This window comes from Paenibacillus sp. J31P190 (assembly GCF_059692075.1).
This window is the reverse complement of sequence record NZ_JCAUAS010000022.1, coordinates 85156-101085: the sequence shown is the minus strand read 5'-3', so window position 1 is coordinate 101085 and position 15930 is coordinate 85156. Positions and strand designations below refer to the sequence as shown.

Annotated in this window: 13 protein-coding genes and 1 riboswitch; of the genes, 9 read left to right on the top strand and 4 right to left on the bottom strand. The window is 50.9% G+C overall.

Going from position 1 to position 15930, the window contains the following annotated elements; translation table 11 throughout:
* Positions 1-31: 31 nt before the first annotated feature.
* A complete protein-coding gene (locus tag AC58U0_RS29005) occupies positions 32-1108 on the bottom strand; it encodes a M42 family metallopeptidase (protein ID WP_497382310.1) in 1077 nt (358 codons plus the stop codon).
* Positions 1109-1265: 157 nt separating this feature from the next.
* Here AC58U0_RS29005 and AC58U0_RS29000 point away from each other — a divergent pair, with 157 nt between their 5' ends.
* Both AC58U0_RS29000 and AC58U0_RS28995 read left to right on the top strand, forming a co-directional pair.
* Positions 1266-1991, top strand: coding sequence for an MBL fold metallo-hydrolase (locus AC58U0_RS29000; protein WP_497382309.1), 726 nt, complete (start codon positions 1266-1268; stop codon positions 1989-1991).
* Positions 1992-2012: 21 nt separating this feature from the next.
* Positions 2013-2582: a TetR/AcrR family transcriptional regulator gene (locus AC58U0_RS28995; protein WP_156396774.1), complete on the top strand. Its 570-nt coding sequence runs from the start codon at positions 2013-2015 to the stop codon at positions 2580-2582.
* A gap of 383 nt (positions 2583-2965) precedes the next feature.
* On the opposite strand, the gene AC58U0_RS28990 is transcribed toward AC58U0_RS28995, so the two are convergent.
* Positions 2966-3676, bottom strand: a complete 711-nt coding sequence (locus AC58U0_RS28990; protein WP_497382308.1) for a DNA-3-methyladenine glycosylase family protein — start codon at positions 3674-3676, stop codon at positions 2966-2968.
* Between the two features lie 167 nt (positions 3677-3843).
* Here AC58U0_RS28990 and AC58U0_RS28985 point away from each other — a divergent pair, with 167 nt between their 5' ends.
* The 5 genes from AC58U0_RS28985 to AC58U0_RS28965 all read left to right on the top strand — a co-directional run bounded on the left by AC58U0_RS28985 (position 3844) and on the right by AC58U0_RS28965 (position 11102).
* Positions 3844-5853, top strand: a complete 2010-nt coding sequence (locus AC58U0_RS28985) for a GTP-binding protein (RefSeq protein ID WP_497382307.1) — start codon at positions 3844-3846, stop codon at positions 5851-5853.
* Between the two features lie 205 nt (positions 5854-6058).
* Positions 6059-6616 carry a glycerol-3-phosphate responsive antiterminator gene (locus tag AC58U0_RS28980; RefSeq protein ID WP_497382306.1) on the top strand — a complete coding sequence of 186 codons (558 nt, stop codon included), beginning with the start codon at positions 6059-6061 and terminating at the stop codon, positions 6614-6616.
* 30 nt (positions 6617-6646) lie between these two features.
* Complete coding sequence (gene glpK / locus AC58U0_RS28975) at positions 6647-8149, top strand: glycerol kinase GlpK (RefSeq protein ID WP_497382347.1); 1503 nt, start codon at positions 6647-6649, stop codon at positions 8147-8149.
* Between the two features lie 135 nt (positions 8150-8284).
* Positions 8285-9994: a glycerol-3-phosphate dehydrogenase/oxidase gene (locus tag AC58U0_RS28970; protein WP_497382305.1), complete on the top strand. Its 1710-nt coding sequence runs from the start codon at positions 8285-8287 to the stop codon at positions 9992-9994.
* A gap of 520 nt (positions 9995-10514) precedes the next feature.
* Entirely contained in the window at positions 10515-11102 is a 588-nt protein-coding gene (locus tag AC58U0_RS28965) for a TVP38/TMEM64 family protein (RefSeq protein ID WP_497382304.1), read from the top strand.
* 42 nt (positions 11103-11144) lie between these two features.
* Here AC58U0_RS28965 and AC58U0_RS28960 read toward each other — a convergent pair whose 3' ends face one another.
* Positions 11145-12026, bottom strand: coding sequence for a LysR family transcriptional regulator (locus AC58U0_RS28960; protein WP_497382303.1), 882 nt, complete (start codon positions 12024-12026; stop codon positions 11145-11147).
* Between the two features lie 109 nt (positions 12027-12135).
* Between AC58U0_RS28960 and aroA the strand changes: the two genes are divergently transcribed.
* Complete coding sequence (gene aroA / locus AC58U0_RS28955) at positions 12136-13491, top strand: 3-phosphoshikimate 1-carboxyvinyltransferase (RefSeq protein ID WP_497382302.1); 1356 nt, start codon at positions 12136-12138, stop codon at positions 13489-13491.
* Here the strand turns inward: aroA and AC58U0_RS28950 are convergent.
* On the bottom strand, positions 13488-13922 hold the full coding sequence (locus tag AC58U0_RS28950; protein ID WP_497382301.1) for an ATP-binding protein: 435 nt from the start codon (positions 13920-13922) through the stop codon (positions 13488-13490). The genes aroA and AC58U0_RS28950 overlap by 4 nt on opposite strands.
* Positions 13923-14072: 150 nt before the next feature.
* Positions 14073-14169, top strand: a riboswitch (guanidine-I (ykkC/yxkD leader).
* Between the two features lie 66 nt (positions 14170-14235).
* Here AC58U0_RS28950 and AC58U0_RS28945 point away from each other — a divergent pair.
* Entirely contained in the window at positions 14236-15924 is a 1689-nt protein-coding gene (locus tag AC58U0_RS28945) for a methyl-accepting chemotaxis protein (protein WP_497382300.1), read from the top strand.
* Positions 15925-15930 lie beyond the last annotated feature (6 nt).

Genomic DNA, 15930 nt, shown 5'->3' with positions numbered 1-15930 from the left:
AACTTATTGGAAAGCTTAAAAAAGAACGCGATTACGCTTGAGCATGGATCGTATTCAGCGTTGTGCGATCGCTCGCTTGCACGAGCTTGATCAGAAGTTCCTTCGCGGCGGCATAATCATCCAGGTGAAGAATGGACGCGGATGTGTGGATGTATCGCGCGCAGACACCGATGACGGCAGAAGGAATGCCGCTGCCTTGCACGTGCACCTGCCCGGCGTCTGTCCCGCCCGCCGAGATGAAGTACTGATACGGAATCTTATGCGTCTCCGCCGTATCGAGAATGAACTCGACCATCCCACGGTGGGTGATCATCGTGGGATCAAAGATACGCAGCAGCGCACCGCGCCCTAGCTGCCCAAAAGCATTGCGGTCGCCGGTCATATCCCCGGCGGCGCTGGCATCCAGCGCGTAGAACAAGTCCGGCTGGATGAGATTCGCAGCCGTGCGTCCGCCGCGCGCGCCAACTTCCTCCTGTACGGTGGCACCGGCGTACAGGACATTCGGGAGCTTCGGCCCGCCGTGAAGCTCTTTCATCAACTCAATCGCCAGGCCGACGCCGTAGCGATTGTCCCAAGCCTTGGCCATAATCCGCTTCGGATTGGCCAGGGGTGTGAACGGGCAGATGGGAACAATCTGCTGCCCGAGACGAACGCCGATGCGCTGAGCATCGGCTTTATCTTCAGCGCCGATGTCCACATACATCGTCTTGATGTCTGCGGGCTTGCTGCGTGCCGCTTCGTCCAGCAAGTGCACGGGCACCGAGCCGATCACGCCGATGATCGGCCCTTGATCCGTCATGATCTGCACGCGCTGCGCGGGCAGTACTTGACTGAACCAGCCGCCGAGCGGCTGGAACTTGATTGTGCCATGCTCCGTGATGCCGGTCACAAGGAAGCCGACCTCGTCGAAATGGCCGGCCACCATGATCTTAGGACCTGTCTCATCGCCGCGCAGGACACCGAACAAGCTGCCGAGTCCGTCCTGAACGAACTCGTCTGTATATTTCTCCAATTCACCGCGAACAAACTTGCGGATTTCTCGTTCAAAACCGGGCGCTGCTTGCATTTCCGTCAGCGTCCGAAAAAGCTCTAACGTTTCTGTATTCATGTGGGGTTCCTCACTTTATCGAAATAGGCTTTAGTTCAAATATGAGATCTATTTTACCATAATGGAGAAAAAAATGGATTTAAGGCAATTCCCCTCTTTACAAAACTAATGATATTAGTTATTATGCTAATATAAATAGTAAACGGGAGGCGTTATTATGAAAATGACACGTATTGGTTCTTTGTATCAACTGGCTTTTATGCCCAGATTTTTTCCGGTGAATTGTTATTTGGTGGAGGAAGAGAATGAATTAACGCTTATTGATGCGGCGCTGCCGTTCAGTGTCAAAGGGATTCTTCAAGCAGCAGAACAGATTGGAAAGCCGCTCACTAGCATCGTTCTTACACATGCACATGGAGACCATGTTGGAGCACTTGACGGTTTGAAAAAGGCGCTGCCGAATGTTAAGGTCTATATCTCAAGAAGAGATGCCAAGCTGCTGGCGGGCAGCAAAGAATTAGAAGCTGGCGAACCGAATTCACCGATTAAGGGAGATGTTCCTAAGTCTGTACAGACAAAGCCAGATGTACTGCTGGAGGATGGTGACCGCGTAGGATCACTGCAAGCTGTATCAGCTCCTGGGCATACGCCAGGGATGATGGCTTTCCTAGATGTGCGCAGTCGGGCATTGATTGCTGGGGACGCTTTTCAAGTTCGCGGCGGTGCAGCGGTCTCGGGCGTTATAAAATTCTGGTTTCCGTTTCCGGCCATGGCGACGTGGAATAAAGAAGTGTCATTGGAGAGCGCGCGCAAGCTGAGACAGCTTGAGCCAAGCCTTTTGGCCGTCGGACACGGACGAATGATTGAGCAGCCGATTCTAACCATGGATCGCATTATAGAAGAAGCAGCCAAACAGTTTCATACAGATGCAGCAACAATTTAGAGACAGAGAAGAGGAAGTTTCGTGGCATACAGACAAGGATTAGACGCAGAAACTGTGCTTCAAGCAGCAATTGAAATGGCCGATTTACAAGGTGTTGAGCAGCTGACACTTGCCGCATTAGCTGCTAAATTGAATGTGAAAACACCGTCACTATACAATCATATTAAAGGCTTGCCTGATCTCAGAAAGCAGCTTTCCCGTCGCGGCCTTGTACTGATTAAAGAAGCGATGGTCGAGGCTGTTATTGGCAAAGCCGAAGATGACGCGCTGCTGGCAGCAGGATTCGCTTACGTCATGTTCGCTAGGAAACAGCCGGGATTATACGAGGCAATCTCCTCATTGCCTGACTACGAGGATCCTGAGTTGAAAGAGGCGGGAAGCCAAGTTGTGCTTTTCTTGCTGCGCATTTTAGAGCCATATGGACTCAGTGAAGAAGATGCACTGCACGTTGTACGCGGATTTCGGAGCATGGTGCATGGCTTTGCCTCACTCGAGCATAGAAACGGTTTTCGAATGGAGCTGGAAAAAGACGAAAGCCTCCGGCGTTTGCTTCAAACGTATTTAAGAGGATTGCGAATAGCGGTAAAATGAGAATAAGCGCGAGGGGCCGGATGGCTTCTTGCGCTTTTTAGTTTGTATGTTTTCGAATAAGGGATAAGCGGAGGCTTAGCCCCTATTTAGCTTGGTTAGCTATTGCGTTGTTGTAGGGAATAACTCCAACAATTTGCTCTTAAAACGCTTATTTCTGAGCAATACGCGCCAAAATGTTGTACGCGGTACAACAAAAAGCAAATTTGTCCAAAGAAACCGCCGAATTGTTGCGCAAAATACAACAATTCGGTGGGTAAAGGATATACAAGCACCACCAACACGATAATCCAAGTTGTTTTTTGTGCAACAATAGAACTGTATGGGGCGTAACTTACTTTGACAAACGCGCTCGGCGAAAGAACGGCTTAAGCCAAAAATCCTTGCTACAAGTTGGGTTTAGTACAAGCCTCCACCGGTAGGCCTGAATCCACAAAACCCATATCAATCGCACGCCATAAATATAACGAGGCAAAACTGCGATAAGGCGCCCAGTTCGGTGCGACTTCGCCTAAATAGTTGCCGTCTTTGCGATCGGCAAGAGTATGCAGCCATTTGGCCGCACGCTGGAGGCCGGCATCGCCAATCGACATGACATCGGGTCTGCCTAATGTGAAAATGAGGAACATTTCAGCCGTCCAGGCACCGATACCTTTGACACTTGTGAGCTGTTTGAGCAGCTCTGTGTTATCTAACTCCTGCAGATTGTCGAGTGCCACTTCGCCGGTTATCACTTTTGTGCTGAGATCCCGTATGTAGCGGATTTTGGGATAGGAGACCCCGCATTGCCTGATGGCCTCCTCTTCCACAGCGAGCACAAGCTCAGGCGTGACGTTCGGTATAACGAGCTTCACTCTGGCTTTAATCGTTGCAGCCGCTTTGGCAGAGAGTTGTTGGGAAATAATCGACATTACGAGCGACTCAAAGGGCTTGAAGCTGGGTGTGAGTGTAAGATCACCGATCAGTTCAATGAGGCTAGCTAGTTTGCTGTCTGCTTGGGACAAGGCTATTATCGCAGGATGCATTTTATTCAATAGTATGGTAGATACCTCAGGTTGGATAGACTGGCTTGACTGCTCGAATTCCATAGTTTCCATGACGTGAGAACCTCCTTAGGTTTAGTATTTCCATCATAATGGTCAACAGGCTATTAGGCCTACTAAAATTTGTAAAACAATTTACTACTGATAGACAAGCTTATCCAATTGTACGCACTTTTAGTATAATGAAGATAAGATAGTAATAGAAGGGGATCCGAGCTCTGATGAGGGATGATAATCAAGCAATATCCAGAAGAAATGTGGGCATTTTTGCGCACGTGGATGCGGGTAAGACGACAACGACAGAGCATATTCTTTATCATAGCGGGCGCATTCGCTCGTTGGGTAGTGTAGATAACGGGACAGCGCAGACGGATTCTATGGATGTGGAAAAAGAGCGGGGGATATCGGTTCGCAGCGCGACGACCTCTTTTTCATGGAAGGATACGTTGATTAACCTTGTGGATACGCCAGGTCACGTCGATTTCTTGTCGGAAGTCGAGCGTTCACTTCGGGTGATGGACGGGGCTATTCTTATTGTCTCTGCGGTGGAAGGTGTGCAGTCACAGACCGAAATGATCTGGCACACGCTGCAATCCCTCAAAATACCAACCTTGCTATATATGAATAAAATGGACCGCGTCGGCGCGGATCCCGAGCGCGTGCTGCGCGATATTCACAAGCAGCTCACGGAGATGGCGGTGCCGATCTATGCACCGCTTGGTCGAGAGGACACGTTCCGCGGTGCGGTGAGCGTGTTCACGGATGACTCGGCGGATGCGGTCGCCACGGATGGGGTGCGCGGATTCGACTTGGCATCCGCGGTGGAGAAGCTATCGGAGCTCGACGAGCGCATGCTCACGAGCTACATTGAAGGCGCGCCGGTTGAGGCGCGCGAGGTGAAAGCAACCCTGCAGCGGTATGCGCGGCAGGGGGAGGCTTTTCCTTTGCTGGTGGGCGCCTCCAGCAAGGGGTTTGGTATCAAGGAGCTGATGGAAGCGATCCTTGATTATTTGCCTGGGCCGAGCGGCTCTGCGGAGCAGCCGCTTTCGGCCGTGGTGTTCAAGGTCGAGCGGGACAAGACCATGGGGAGAATGGCGTACGTCCGGCTCTACGAGGGGACGATACGCAACCGGGACACCGTTGTCAATGTCACGCAGGGCGTGGAGGAGAAGGTGACCCAGATTCGCAAAATCGACGGCCGTAAAGCCGAAGATATCGGGTTTGTCATGGCCGGCGATATTGCAGCCGTCTGCGGCCTGACACAGGTGCGGATCGGCGATGTGCTGGGCCGAGCGGATAGCGTGCCGCCTGCGCCGCAAATGGCGGTTCCGCTCTTGACTGTGCAGGTTCACGCCGAGAGTGAGGCGCAGTATCCGGCGCTCGTCGCAGCACTGCAGGAGCTGACGGACGAGGATCCGCTGCTCGATCTGCAGTGGCTGCAGGAGGAGCGCGAGCTGCATGTGAAAGTCATGGGCGCGATTCAGCTCGAGATTCTCACGAGTCTCTTGAGCTCGCGTTTTGGACTCCAAGTAAGGTTCGACCAACCTTCCGTGATCTACAAAGAAACGCCTTCGCATGTGGGCGAAGGCTTCATTGCCTATACGATGCCCAAGCCGTGCTGGGCGATCTTACGCTTTCGCATCGAGCCTGGGGAGCCGGGCAGCGGGCTCGTGTATGAGTCGCTGGTACGCGGCGAGCATCTGCTTGTGCAGTACCAGAACGAGGTAGAGCGCCGCGTGCCGGAGGCGCTCCAGCAAGGGCTGCTCGGTTGGGAAGTCACCGACCTCAAGGTGACGCTCGTCGAGGGAGAGCATCACGTATGGCACACTCACCCGCTCGACTTCGCTGTCGCTACGCCGATGGGCATCATGCAAGGTCTTGCGCAGACGGGCACGACACTGCTCGAACCGATGCTGCAAGTTCGCATTACCGTTCCTGAGGAGTTCGGGGGCAAGGTGCTCAGCGACCTTGTGCAGATGAGAGCGGCTTTTGATCCGCCGCAAATGACAGGAGGCAGATTCGTAGTCGAGGGTCGTCTGCCTGTCGCTACGTCACTGGAATATCCAGTGAAGCTGAGTGCAATGTCAGGCGGACGAGGTGTAATTACCTCCTCTTTTGCAGGCTATGAGCCAAGTCCGCCGGACGTTCATGCGGAGCGTAAACGGCGTGGAGTCAATCCGCTCGATCAGTCAAAATATATTTTAGCCGTGCGTAAGGCATTGTCGACCTAAATTAACTGGGTGATCATTGTCATTGACAGGATGTACTCGCCTCAGTACAATGAAGGTAAGTTAATAACATGTGACGGAGCGCAGGAGACTCACTTGGATTGCCCATTGAATATCATTGGCAATACTTGGTGAGTCTTTTTGCTGTCATTTCCACTTATTCTGGGATAGGCACAGATGTTCATTTCAAGAAACGGAGGCGATGGTTATGTCTTTGGAAGAGCAGCGTATTTTACCGGCCATTCGCAAAATGAGAGACCTAGAGAAGCTATTTAAATCTAACTATACGTATATTGTTCTGTTGGATTGTCATATTGGGCAGTTAAAAAGTATCGTGGATCTGGGCAAAGCAAACGGTAAGAAGCTGCTGCTGCACGCTGACTTAATAGAAGGACTCAAAAACGACGATTATGCGGCGGAATTTCTGTGTCAAAGTATTCGTCCTGCCGGTATCATTTCGACGCGTGGGAATGTGATTACGAAGACGAAGCAGAATGGCTTGATCGCTATTCAGCGACTTTTTCTCCTAGACAGCAGTGCTTTGGATAAAAGCTACACGCTTTTGGAGAGGACAAAACCCGATTTCATTGAGGTGCTTCCCGGAATTATTCCGCACATTATTACGGAAGTGAAGGAGCGTTCGGGCATTCCTATTTTTGCAGGAGGACTCATTCGCACGGTGGAGGATGTGGAGCTTGCGCTAGGAGCTGGAGCAACGGCAGTTACTACGTCGAATACGGAGCTGTGGCAGCACTATCATCAATGATCCTGAACATTTGGAGGTAAGGCAATGGCAATGACGGGGACAAAACCTTCTTATATCCTTTCCCTCGACCAGGGGACAACAAGTTCTAGAGCTATTTTATTTAATCAAAAAGGGAGTATTGTGCATGTCGCCCAGAAGGAATTTAAGCAGTATTTTCCGAAGCCGGGTTGGGTGGAGCATGATGCGAACGAAATTTGGCTGTCGATTCAGGGCGTCATTGCGGCGGTTTTATCGGAGTCTGGGGTTCAGCCTGCGGAGATCGCAGGAATTGGCATCACCAACCAACGAGAAACAGCGGTTGTCTGGGATCGGCACACAGGGATGCCTGTTTATCATGCGATTGTGTGGCAGTCGAGGCAGACGGCAGATATTTGTGAAGCGTTGAAAGCGCAGGGGCTAAGCGACCTGTTTCGGAAGCGCACGGGACTGCTGATTGATGCGTATTTTTCGGGGACCAAAATTAAATGGATTCTCGATCACGTTGACGGTGCCAGAGAGAAAGCGGGACGTGGGGATTTGCTTTTTGGCACGATGGATACGTGGCTGATCTGGAAGCTTACAGGCGGGAAAGTGCATGTGACAGACTATTCGAACGCATCGCGCACGCTTATTTATAACATTCACGAGCTGAAGTGGGATGAAGAGCTGCTGGGGCATTTGGACATTCCAGCTTCCATGCTGCCAGAGGTTCGCTCCTCTTCTGAGGTGTATGGTCATACGCAGGAAAGCCTCTTTTTCGGTTCGACGGTTCCGATTGCGGGTGCGGCAGGGGATCAGCAGGCGGCTCTTTTCGGGCAGGCTTGTTTTGAAAAAGGAATGGCCAAAAACACGTATGGCACAGGATGTTTTATGCTGATGAATACGGGCAATCATGCGATTCCATCGCGCAGCGGACTTTTGACTACCATTGCTTGGGGATTGAACGGGAAAGTGGAGTACGCGCTGGAAGGCAGTATTTTCGTGGCAGGATCGGCGATTCAGTGGCTGCGGGACGGGCTGCGGATGATTAAATCGGCGAAGGATAGTGAAGAGTATGCGAAGCGTGTTGCATCAACGGATGGTGTGTATGTGGTACCGGCGTTTGTCGGACTAGGTACGCCTTATTGGGACAGCGACGTTCGGGGCGCGGTATTCGGGCTCACTCGGGGGACGTCGAAGGAGCATTTCATTCGGGCAACACTCGAATCACTCGCGTATCAGACCAAGGATGTGCTGCAAGCGATGGAGGATGATTCCGGCATTCAGCTCACGAAGCTGCGAGTGGATGGTGGTGCTGTGAAGAACGACTTCCTTATGCAGTTCCAAAGCGACATGCTGGGTGTCACGGTGGAACGTCCGATGATTAGTGAGACGACAGCGCTTGGCGCGGCTTTTCTGGCGGGTCTGGCTGTAGGCTTTTGGAAGGATCAAGCGGAGATTGCGGAGCAGTGGCAGGTGGATAAGGCTTTTGAACGAGAAATGGAAGCTGAGCTTCAAGAGAGTTTGTATAACGGTTGGAAAAAAGCAGTAAATGCCGCAATGGCTTTTAAATAAGCGTGAGCAATGATATACTAATAACAAGTTAATATTCGGTTGGAGACTAGGAGAAGCCACAGCGGCCTATACGTGTAAACGTGTTAGGTATGTTGTGGTTTTTTTATATTTTATATCCGCGAGGGAGAGATTGAGATGACGAAGGAACTTAAGCAAACCAATATAGGGCAACAACAAGGGTTTAATGCGCTGAAAAGAACAGAAATGCTGCAAGCCATGTCGGAGCAAAAGCTTGATCTGATCGTAATTGGAGGCGGGATTACGGGAGCTGGTATTGCGCTCGATGCACAGAGCAGAGGGCTTCGCACCGCGTTGATTGATATGCAGGACTTCGCCGCGGGGACGTCAAGCCGTTCGACCAAGCTGGTTCATGGCGGGCTGCGCTATCTCAAACAGCTGGATGTGAAGGTTGTTGCTGAGGTCGGTAAAGAGCGTGCGATTGTATATGAAAATGGGCCGCATGTGACGACGCCGGAGTGGATGCTGCTGCCTTTCTATAAAGGGGGCACGTTCGGGAAGCTGTCCACCTCGCTGGGTCTGCGGGTTTATGATTTCTTGGCAGGTGTCAAAAGATCGGAGCGCCGTAAAATGTTCCGCCCAGAGGAAACCCTCTCGCATGAGCCTCTTTTGAAGAAGAAGGATCTCAAAGGCGGCGGCTACTATGTGGAATACCGCACAGATGATGCGCGTTTAACGATTGAGGTTATGAAAAAGGCTGTTGAGCTGGGTGCTTTGGCGGTGAACTACGCTAAGGTGGAAGAGCTGCTGGTGGAGAATGGCAAGTTGGTTGGTGTGCGTGTGGTGGATCAGATTGGCGGCGAAAAGAAGTCATACTCGCTGTACGCAAGTAAGATTGTTAATGCGGCCGGGCCGTGGGTCGATACGTTGCGCGAGATGGACCGCTCTAAGCATGGCAAGACGCTGCACCTGACCAAAGGGGTGCATCTGGTCTTCGATCAGAGGAAGTTCCCGCTGCAGCAGGCGATTTATTTTGATACGCCGGACGGGCGGATGGTGTTTGCCATTCCGCGGGACGGCAAAACCTACATCGGGACGACGGACACGAATTACAAAGGGGATATCGCGAATCCCCGTATTACCGAAGCAGATCGCGCTTATGTGCTGCGCGCCGCGAACGAGATGTTTCCGTCCCTCGGGTTGACGGAGGCTGACGTCGAATCGAGCTGGACCGGGCTGCGCCCTCTGATCCATCAGGAGGGTAAAGATCCTTCTGAGATTTCGCGCCGTGACGAAATCTTCGTGTCGGACTCCGGTCTCATCTCGATGGCCGGGGGCAAGCTGACCGGCTACCGCAAAATGGCGGAGTCGGTCGTGGACAAGATCGCCGCCATGCTGCTGGCGGAGGGCAAGGTCTCGGCGGCATTGCCGCCGAGCCGCACCCGGACGCTGCCGATCTCCGGCGGCGATGTAGGCGGCTCCGCGAAGCTGGCGCCGTTCTTGCGGGGCAAGGCCATCCAAGGCCTGCGGCTGGGGCTGACCGAGGCAGAGGCTGCGCTGCTCGCGCGCAGGTACGGCTCCAACGTGGACGCCGTATTCGAGCTGCTGGAGCAGCACCGTGCTGAGGCGGCGCAGCGGGGCATGCCCGCCGCTGTGCTCGCTGCGCTCGTGTACGCGATCGAGCGCGAGATGGTCGTGAAGCCGGCGGATTTCTTCATCCGCCGCACGGGCGCCCTCTTCTTCGACATCGCGTGGGCAAAGCAGTGGAAGGCGCCTGCGATCGCCTTCATGGCTGAGCGCTTCGGCTGGGACGAAGCGCAAACGGCGGCCTACACCGCTGAGCTGGAGCAGCTGCTCCATGAAGCGGTGAACCCGCTGGAGGCGTAAAGCTCCAGCGGCTCCGGCTGGTTTCAGCTGGAACCGTTGTACGAAATACAACTTTGGAGGCTAAGGTAGAGCTGACGAGGGCGTTTGTAGCACGGAAGACGCTTGGCGGGCTAAGGTAGGGAAGAAGAGGATATATTGCTGCACGAATACAACTTTGTAACCTGAGGTAGTTCAGCCGAGGATGTAAGGTCATACTGAATACAACTTGCACGATGGTTAGCCAGCGAATGTCACCAAACATATATTAGTTTTTGCGTAAGCATCCACAGGCGAGATCCATCATGTGTCAATTTAGTGTTTTTCGCTCAAAAATAAGCAACCAGAACCTTCATGTGCTATTATGCCTATGGAGGTTCTTTTTTCAGTTGATTCGATTTTATAAATTTACAACTTCGCATGCTTTGCGCCAGCTTTGACAAGCGAGCTCGTCCTTTTGGACAGCCTAAGCCTTTATCCTTCGTTAATTCGAAAGGTTATCCTAATCTCCAACTAACTGTTAAGCGAGTAGGTGTGCATACATATGGGAATAACAGAACTCTTGTCCTACCTCACGGAAGATAATTTGGCGATGATCCTGGACAAGTATCGATCACTCGGCCCCTTGCCCGGTCTTCTTTTACCTTTCATGAAATCATTCGTTCCGCCGCTTCCTACACTTGTTATTATTAGTGTAAATGCAGCTGTATATGGGCTGTGGCTCGGTTTTCTTTACTCTTGGATAGGTATTGTATGCGGGTGCTTGGTGACTTTTGCGATCGTTAAAAAAGTAGCCGGCCATCCTTATCTAGAGCGCTGGGCACAAAAGCCGAAGGTCCAAAAAAGTCTCCTTTGGGCGCGCCGTCAGGCCTTCAACTATGTGTTTATACTCAGTCTTTTTCCGGTAGGACCTTTTGTTGTGATTAATATGGCTGCCGGGCTGGTCGGCATGAGGTTTCGTTCTTTTTTGGTTGCGGTTGCGGCGGGAAAAGCGGTCATGGTGCTGTCGGTAAGCTTCATCGGACACGATCCTAAGCGGTTCATTGAGAATCCGTATGAGTTGATCTATGTGGCTTTATTTATTGCGATCTCCTTAGTAATTAGCAAAAAAATCGAGAAGCGTTTTATGTAGCGAGAACGTGTCGTCTGAAATTCTCCTAGTCTATGTTTAGTTTTAAGACGAAAGCATCTCGAGAAATTTAGCCGCGGCAACAGACGACGTCATATCTTGACGGGTGGTGATTCCGATGCTGCGGGCAGGGATGGCTTTGGCAGGCTTTAGCTCATGCAGATTACCTTCAGCCAATTCTTTGACGACGTAAGACCGAGGGACGAATGCAACGCCGAAGCCGAGTTTTGCAAACTCGATAAGCAGATCAATGCTGCCAAGCTCGATGTCGGCTTCGATGGTGACTTCTTGGGCAGCGAACCATTGCTCAACGAAACGCCTTGTGCTGCTTCCGGGAGACAGGAGCAGTAAGGGGAATTGGCTGATATCCTGCGCGGAAAGTGAGTGGTCTGCTTGATCACGGTAAGCTTCACCGCCCACGAAGCAGTCTTGGAGGGTCGTGATCGCCTGGACATCGAGATGAGGATCATCGGCAGTTGGCAAATGAATAAGTCCGAAATCGATGCTGCCCTCTTTGACTCGAGCAGTAATCTCGGATGTTTTGCCGTGAGAAAGCCGGATGCGGACATCGGGATATTGTTTATGAAAGGTATCCAAATAAGGGAATAAGAAGTGCTTGAATAACGAATCACTCGCTCCGACACGAAGTTCGCCTCCTGAGAGGTGCTTGAGTGCGGACATTTTTTTCTCCCCAGCCTCCAAAAGCGCAAAAGATTGCTCCACATAAAGCAGTAATTGCTTCCCCTCAGTTGTTAGCTCCACACCCTTGGATTGCCGATGAAAAAGCTTCATGGATAGGGCCTGTTCCATTTGTTTAATCGCATAACTGACGGATGGCTGGGTAATGTAAAGCTCCCCGGCTGCTTTGGTTAAATTGCCCGCTTTGGCGGCATGTAAGAAAATACGGTACCATTCTAAATGAATCATGATATAGAGCTCCTTTATGGGATGGTGCTTATTTAGCGATTTCATCTATGTCTTTATCCCCCATTATAATTGGCTTACAGGATACTCACAATTGGAGAGGGTGGATGAGATGAAGGATTCAAAGACGCACGAGCCAGATCGGAGAGCTAGATCTCCATGGTCGCAGCATCTGGAAGGACAGGAGGTACGGCTGTCCCCACTTCATGGAGCGGTCGATGCGACTATCACGATACCGGGCAGCAAAAGCTTCACGAATCGCGCACTCCTTATTGCTGCACTGGCGAAGGGGACCACGCGACTTCAGGGTATTTTACAAAGCGATGATTCTTATTGGTGTATGAACGCTCTCAGAGAGCTGGGAACTGAAATTGAGATGGATGGGGATACAGTTGCAATCCAAGGAAACGAAGGACAGTGGTCAGTCGCGAAAGCAGATTTGTACGTGGGAGCTGCTGGTACAGTTGCACGCTTTTTACCCGGGGCGCTTGCCGTTGGTCATGGGGAGTGGACACTTGATGGCAGTAAGCGTATGGCTGAGAGGCCACTTGCACCTCTATTGGATGCGTTATCCAGTTTGGGGGTGGATATCCGATATAAGGGCAAACCTGGATGTGTACCGCTGACGCTGCAGGCGGATGGTCTTAACGGAGGAGAAGTAACGGTTTCCGGAGCGGTTTCCAGTCAGTTTATTAGTGGCTTGCTGCTCGCAGCTCCTTATGCCAAAGAAACTCTAACTATTCGAATTGCTGATCAAATTGTGCAGCGAGACTACGTCGAGATGACATTGGATATGATGTGGGCGTTCGGTGTAAGGCCTGAAGTCCATGAGGATGGGCAAGCGATTACGATTCAGCCGAGCGCTTACGAAGCACGTACATTCATGCTGGAACCCGATGTATCAACTTGCGGTTACTTCTGGGCACTCGCTGCCCTGACGAATGGACGTGTACGTATTGAGGGAATTTCCGCGCAGACACGACAACCGGATATAGAGCTACTGTCTGTTTTGGAGAAAATGGGCTGTTCGGTGACGCATGGTGAACATTATATTGAAGTTCAGGGTACAAACCGTCTTAAAGGGGGCTTCACGGTGAGTATGCAGCGTTGGTCGGACCAGACGCTTACATTAGCTGCGCTGGCGCCCTTCGCGGATGGTCCTATTACACTGACGGATGCTGCGCATATCAGGCATCACGAGTGTGACCGCATTGCGGCGATGTGTGAGGAACTTGGGAAGCTTGGCATTCAGGTGGAAGAACATGCGGATGGGTTAACGGTGTATCCAGGGGAGCCGCAGCCCGCGCTGCTCGACCCCCACGACGACCATCGAATGGCGATGGCTCTTTCACTGATCGGCGCAAGGGTGGATGGCGTCAGGATTGCGGATCCGGGCTGTGTTTCGAAAACATGCCCAGACTTTTTTGATCGTTGGCGACAACTGGGTGTCGGTGTTGAGGTTATTTAAGCGAGATCACTCCGCACATGAATATTCAGCTTCGGATACAAAACGGCAAAATCCTCGGCTTGTTTCTCAAGCATGCTTAGTTCAAATGATTTGCCGAAAATATCGCGATCTGGCAGGAAGGTAACACTCGTTCCGGTTTCCTTGGTCACGCCAACGGTTTGGAGCTCGCTTTGCGGAATCCCATGCTTATAATGCTGTTGGAACACTCGACCGTCGCACCTGATCTCAACAGAAAGCTTGAGTGACAGCGCGTTGACGACGGGCATGTTGATGCCTTTTTCACTGCCGGGTGCTAATAATGAAGCGCTTGTGCTTAGTCGGCTCATGTCTGTAAGAACAGTCTGAACACGTGGGCGTTCACTACCAGGAAGCGCTTGAACGGGGATGCCACGTCCATTGTCTGCAACTGTGATGCTGCCATCCGCATGCAAAAAGAGGCTAACCTCACTGCAGGTGCCGTGCAGGTGCTCCAGAATGCAGTTAGCCTAACCTGGTTCAACGTAAGCATAAATGACACTAAATTTCAATTTACTTTTTTATGTTTAAAATCGTCGGAATTTGTGTTATATTATCTAACATAAACAAAAGTTTTCTAGGGTTCCGCGACTTTTTGTCGGCCAGGTCCGAGAGAAAACTCACAGCGTGCTGTGTTCACGGAGGGATAAAAGCCCGGGAGGTTATCGATTCTGATACCTCTCGGGCTTTTGTTTATCTGCGGATGAGGTGACACATGGAGGGGTACCGATGACAATTAGAATGAAGTTATTTCTTGGATTTGGTGTTATTGTTGGTTTATTTTTGATTTCATTGTCCATTATCTTTACTTCGCTTCAGCAAACTTCTTCCTCATTTGAAAGCTTTGCACGAGATGATGTTCATATGCTCAACCTTGCTAATCAAATTCGTTATGAGGATCTTCGGTTAACGGATTCTGTGCGAGGGATCATTATTGATCCTGCCAATAAAGATGAAAGCGACACGTATAACGCCTACGCCGAACAGATCGATAAACACATTAAGGAAACTGTGCTTCTGCTGCAGACGGAAGAGGAGAAGCAAATATTTCGTGATTTGGATACGGATAATCTGAAATTAGTTGAATTAGAGACCAAAATGATGGAGCTCGCTGCAAAAGATAAGGTACAAACGCTGCGCATTTTTGCAGGTGATTATACGGAACTTCGCAAGCGTTTTGCTGAGCTGCTGAACCAATTCCAGCAATTGCAAGAGCAGCATATCGAGCTGAGGACGGATGAAACAGCATCACTCGTGAAAATGAGATCCATCATTGCGTTGGTTGTTTCGGTTCTTTCCATTTCGGCAGGCGCTGTCATAGCTATTTGGGTAACGAAGCAAATCCTTGGACGTATGAACAAAGTGAAAGTGAAGCTGGAGGAGCTCTCCGGGAGTACAGGTGACTTACGTGAGAGGATTGAGATGCATGGTAATGACGAAATTGCCCAATTGGCGAAGTCTTTTAACAGGATGATGGATATGATTCAAGGGTTAATTCATCATGTGAGGGACTCTGCGGACCGTGTCGCGTTGGCGACGAAGCAGTTGGTAGCTACCTCAGAGCAAACATCAGCGATTACGAAAGATATTGATCACAAAGCCATTGATATGGCGGCAGGCGCTGAGTCGCAAGCGAAAGGGATAGAAGAAAGTTCTTCAGCTATGGGGGAAATCGCCTCTGACATCCAACGAGTTGCTGATCATATGTCATCAATGGCAGCACAATCGGAACAATCTGTTTCACTCACGGAGATGGGCAGTACATCGATTGGATCAGCTGTGAGCGGCATGTACATACTCAAGGAATCGGTTCAACATGCGAATCAGGCTGTTAAGAAAGTGAACGCGAGATCACGGGAAATTTATCAAGTGGTTGAATTAATGCGGGAGGTAGCTAATCAAACGAATCTCTTAGCGCTTAATGCGGCCATTGAAGCTGCCCATGCAGGGGAGCATGGAAGAGGATTCGCTGTTGTGGCTGATGAGGTAAGGAAGCTAGCACAGCAGAGTGGACAATCGGCCGATCGTATAACAACGCTGATTGAGCAAATTCAGGAGGATTTAAACCTAGCGGATATGGCAATGGATCAAGGTGGTACTGAGGTTGTAGAGGGGCTGGCAAGTATGGAAAATGCCGGTGATATGTTTGAGAAAATACGCGTAGATATCCTGCAGATCTATCACAGTGCGCTCGAAGTATCCGGGGTATCGCAGCAGATGGCGGCTGGGTCTGAGCAAATTTATGCCACATTCAGTGAAGCGGCAGAGATCAGTAAACAAACCGGGCATAACACGAAGAGTGTGTCCGATATGGTGCAGCAACAAATGGAAACCGTGAAAGAAGCTTCGGGGAATGCAGCTGCGTTGAACCAAGTTTCGAATGAACTGCGATTACAAATCCAACGTTTTCTCATCTAAAAGCCA

Bases quoted from the DNA above. Each gene is read 5' to 3' on its own strand.
- AC58U0_RS29005 (WP_497382310.1), bottom strand. From the start codon at position 1,108: ATGAATACAGAAACGTTAGAGCTTTTTCGGACGCTGACGGAAATGCAA.
- AC58U0_RS29000 (WP_497382309.1), top strand. From the start codon at position 1,266: ATGAAAATGACACGTATTGGTTCTTTGTATCAACTGGCTTTTATGCCC.
- AC58U0_RS28990 (WP_497382308.1), bottom strand. From the start codon at position 3,676: ATGGAAACTATGGAATTCGAGCAGTCAAGCCAGTCTATCCAACCTGAG.
- AC58U0_RS28985 (WP_497382307.1), top strand. From the start codon at position 3,844: ATGAGGGATGATAATCAAGCAATATCCAGAAGAAATGTGGGCATTTTT.
- AC58U0_RS28980 (WP_497382306.1), top strand. From the start codon at position 6,059: ATGTCTTTGGAAGAGCAGCGTATTTTACCGGCCATTCGCAAAATGAGA.
- glpK (WP_497382347.1), top strand. From the start codon at position 6,647: ATGACGGGGACAAAACCTTCTTATATCCTTTCCCTCGACCAGGGGACA.
- AC58U0_RS28970 (WP_497382305.1), top strand. From the start codon at position 8,285: ATGACGAAGGAACTTAAGCAAACCAATATAGGGCAACAACAAGGGTTT.
- AC58U0_RS28965 (WP_497382304.1), top strand. From the start codon at position 10,515: ATGGGAATAACAGAACTCTTGTCCTACCTCACGGAAGATAATTTGGCG.
- AC58U0_RS28960 (WP_497382303.1), bottom strand. From the start codon at position 12,026: ATGATTCATTTAGAATGGTACCGTATTTTCTTACATGCCGCCAAAGCG.
- aroA (WP_497382302.1), top strand. From the start codon at position 12,136: ATGAAGGATTCAAAGACGCACGAGCCAGATCGGAGAGCTAGATCTCCA.
- AC58U0_RS28945 (WP_497382300.1), top strand. From the start codon at position 14,236: ATGACAATTAGAATGAAGTTATTTCTTGGATTTGGTGTTATTGTTGGT.